Origin of the sequence: uncultured Megasphaera sp. (genome assembly GCF_958350005.1) — a bacterium.
Classification (GTDB): Bacteria; Bacillota; Negativicutes; order Veillonellales; family Megasphaeraceae; genus Megasphaera.
Window position 1 is genome coordinate 1 of record NZ_CATWFF010000209.1, and the last position, 3,337, is coordinate 3,337.

Annotated in this window: 1 protein-coding gene; it reads right to left on the reverse strand. The window is 49.4% G+C overall.

Features of this window, described 5'->3' with window-relative positions; genetic code table 11:
• Positions 1 to 3,283 (reverse strand): pyruvate:ferredoxin (flavodoxin) oxidoreductase (gene nifJ, locus Q3886_RS09580; RefSeq protein ID WP_301861226.1); only part of this gene is annotated, 3,283 nt, incomplete at its 3' end.
• Positions 3,284 to 3,337 lie beyond the last annotated feature (54 nt).

Below are 3,337 nucleotides of genomic sequence, written 5' to 3' on the forward strand. Positions count from 1 at the left end.
CCCAGTAACCGCATTCGACAGCGAGTTTTTCTTCTGTCTGGCTCTTGCCCATGCCTTTGCGAATGCCGTGGTTAATGCAAGGTGCATAGCAGATAACCAGAGAAGGACCATGGTAAGCTTCAGCTTCTGTCAAAGCTTTCATGAGCTGGTTCTTATCAGCACCCATAGCTACCTGAGCTACATATACATAGCCATAGGAAATAGCCATCATGCCGAGGTCTTTCTTCTTCGTCCGTTTGCCTGCAGCAGCGAACTGTGCAATAGCAGCGGTCGGAGTAGCTTTAGAGGACTGTCCGCCTGTGTTGGAGTAAACTTCCGTATCAAGTACCAGAACGTTTACGTCATGGTCTGCAGCGAGGACATGGTCAACACCGCCGTAACCAATATCGTAGGACCAGCCGTCACCGCCGATGATCCACTGCGAACGTTTTACGAAGAACTGTTTCTTATCGAGGAAGTCTTCCAGAACCGGTTTGCCGGCAGCTTCAGCTTCGAGGAGAGCCGTCAGTTTGTCAGCCCGTTCACGAGAGCCTTCGCCTTCGTTTACATTAGCAGCCCAGTCGCTCAGAGCAGCCTGGAGATCAGCCGATGCAACAGCTTTAGCAGCATCTACGTTAGCAACCAAGTCTTTACGTACTTTGTCAACGCCTAAGAACATGCCGAGGCCAAATTCAGCAGCGTCTTCGAACAAGCTGTTAGCCCATGCAGGACCATGACCAGCAGCGTTCATCGTGTACGGGGAAACAGGTGCCGATGCGCCCCAAATGGAGGAGCAGCCCGTAGCGTTAGCAATCATCATGCGATCGCCGAACAGCTGTGTAACGAGTTTAACATACGGTGTTTCACCGCAGCCAGCGCAGGCGCCGGAGAATTCGAGGAGCGGAGTTTCGAACTGAGAACCGATAACGGTCTTCTTGTTCTGCGGGTTAGCTTTCGGTGTAACCTTTTCCGTACCATAGTACCAGAGATCCATCTTATCGCGTTCTTCATCGGTGTTCGGAACCATGGAGAGTGCTTTAACCGGGCAGACGTTTACGCAGGAACCGCATTCCAGGCAGTCGAGCTGGTCAACAACGATAGCCAGATCATATTCTTTGCCGGATTTAGCTTTAGCAGCAACTTTATAGCCAGCCGGAGCAGCAGCCGTTTCTTCTTTCGTCGTCAGAACCGGACGAATCGTAGCGTGCGGGCAGACGAAGGAACACTGCATACAGCCGATACATTTTTCCGAATCCCACGAAGGAACATGAAGAGCCGGGCCTGCTTTTTCGAATTTAGAAGTGCCGGAAGGCATGGTGCCATCTTCACGGCCAGCAAATGCGGAAACCGGGAGATCGTCGCCAACCTGGCCGAGCATCGGAGCTGCAACATCTTCGAAGTATTTAGAGGTCGGACGGCCTTCAACGACTTCGTCAACAGCATCAGCCCAGGAAGCAGGATACTTAACTTCATGGAATTCTTTAATACCAGCGTCAACAGCGCCGTTGTTCATATCAACGACTTTCTGGCCTTTCTTGCCGTAGCTCTTAACGATGGAGTCTTTCAGGTATTTAACAGCATCTTCGATAGGAATGATCTTAGCAAGTGCGAAGAAGGCAGCCTGCATGACCATGTTGATACGAGTGCCGAGGCCCAGTTTCTGGCCAATAGCATCACCATTCAAGGTGTAGAATTTAACATGATGTTTAGCAATGGCCCGTTTGATTTTAGCCGGCAGTTCTTTATCCAGTTCTTCATCGGTCCATGTGCAGTTCAACATGAATGTGCCATTATCTTTGATACCCCTGAGAATATCGAAGCGCTTTACATAGGACTGACGATGGCAGGCAATGTAGTCAGCTGCGTCGATCAGGTACGGCATATCGATAGGTTTCGTACCAAAACGGAGGTGAGAAATCGTTACGCCGCCGGATTTCTTGGAGTCATATGCGAAATATGCCTGTGCATACATGTCGGTGTGGTCACCAATGATCTTGATAGCCGATTTGTTAGCGCCGACAGTACCGTCAGAGCCGAAGCCCCAGAACTTACAGGACGTAAGGCCTGTCGTATCAAGCGGCATTTTCGGTTCGCGCGGCAGGGAAAGGTTCGTAACGTCGTCTTCGATGCTGAGCGTAAAGCCGTTGATCGGATGTTCTTTCTTGAGTTCTTTGAATACTGCAAGGAAGTCTTCCGGCAGAACGTCTTTCGAGCCCATGCCTGCACGGCCGCCGATGATGTCGACATTCAGGCCTTCTTCTTTAGCAAAGCCTACGATATCGAGGTACAGCGGTTCGCCGAGGGAGCCCGGTTCTTTTGTACGGTCAACAACGGCAATTTTCTTAACCGATTTTGGCAGTACGTTAAGGAGATATTTATTGGAGAACGGACGATAGAGGTGAACGTTAATAAGACCAACTTTTTCGCCCTGGCTCTGTAAATATTCAACAGTCTGTTTAGCAACATCAGCTAAGGAGCCCATGCAGACTACGACATATTCAGCATCAGCAGCGCCGTAGTAGTTGAACGGTTTGTACGTACGGCCCGTAATAGCGGAAATTTTGTCCATGTAGTCAGCAACGATGTCCGGCATAGCATCATAGAATTTGTTGCTAGCTTCGGTGTGCTGGAAGTATACGTCCGGGTTTTCAGCAGTGCCGCGAATTTCCGGATGATCCGGGTTTAATGCACGTTTACGGAACGCTTTGATTGCATCCCAGTCAACGAGTTTCTTGTAATTTTCGAAATCCATAACTTCAACTTTCTGAATTTCGTGAGATGTACGGAACCCATCGAAGAAGTTAATGAAAGGCAAGGAACCTTTAATAGCTGCTAAGTGAGCAATGCCGCCGATATCCATAACTTCCTGTACGTTGGATTCGGCCAAGAGACAGCAGCCAGTAGCACGAGCAGACATAACGTCCTGGTGGTCACCGAAAATATTCAGTGCATGGTTAGCCAATGCACGGGCAGCTACGTGGAAAACGCCCGGCAGCAGTTCGCCGGCAACTTTGTACATGTTCGGGATCATCAGTAAGAAGCCCTGAGAAGCCGTGTACGTCGTTGTCAAAGCACCAGCTTGTAAAGAACCGTGGAATGCGCCGGCAGCACCAGCTTCGGACTGCATTTCAACAACGTTTACTTTGTGGCCGAAGATATTTTTCATACCAGCAGCGGACCAGTCATCGACGTGTTCAGCCATAGGCGAAGACGGCGTGATTGGGTAAATTGCGGCAACTTCAGTGAATGCATAGGACACCCATGCAGCAGCTTCGTTACCATCCATGGTTTTAAATTTGCTCATAGATAAAACACGCTCCTTATAAAAAGATATACCTCAATATAGGAAATCCTATAT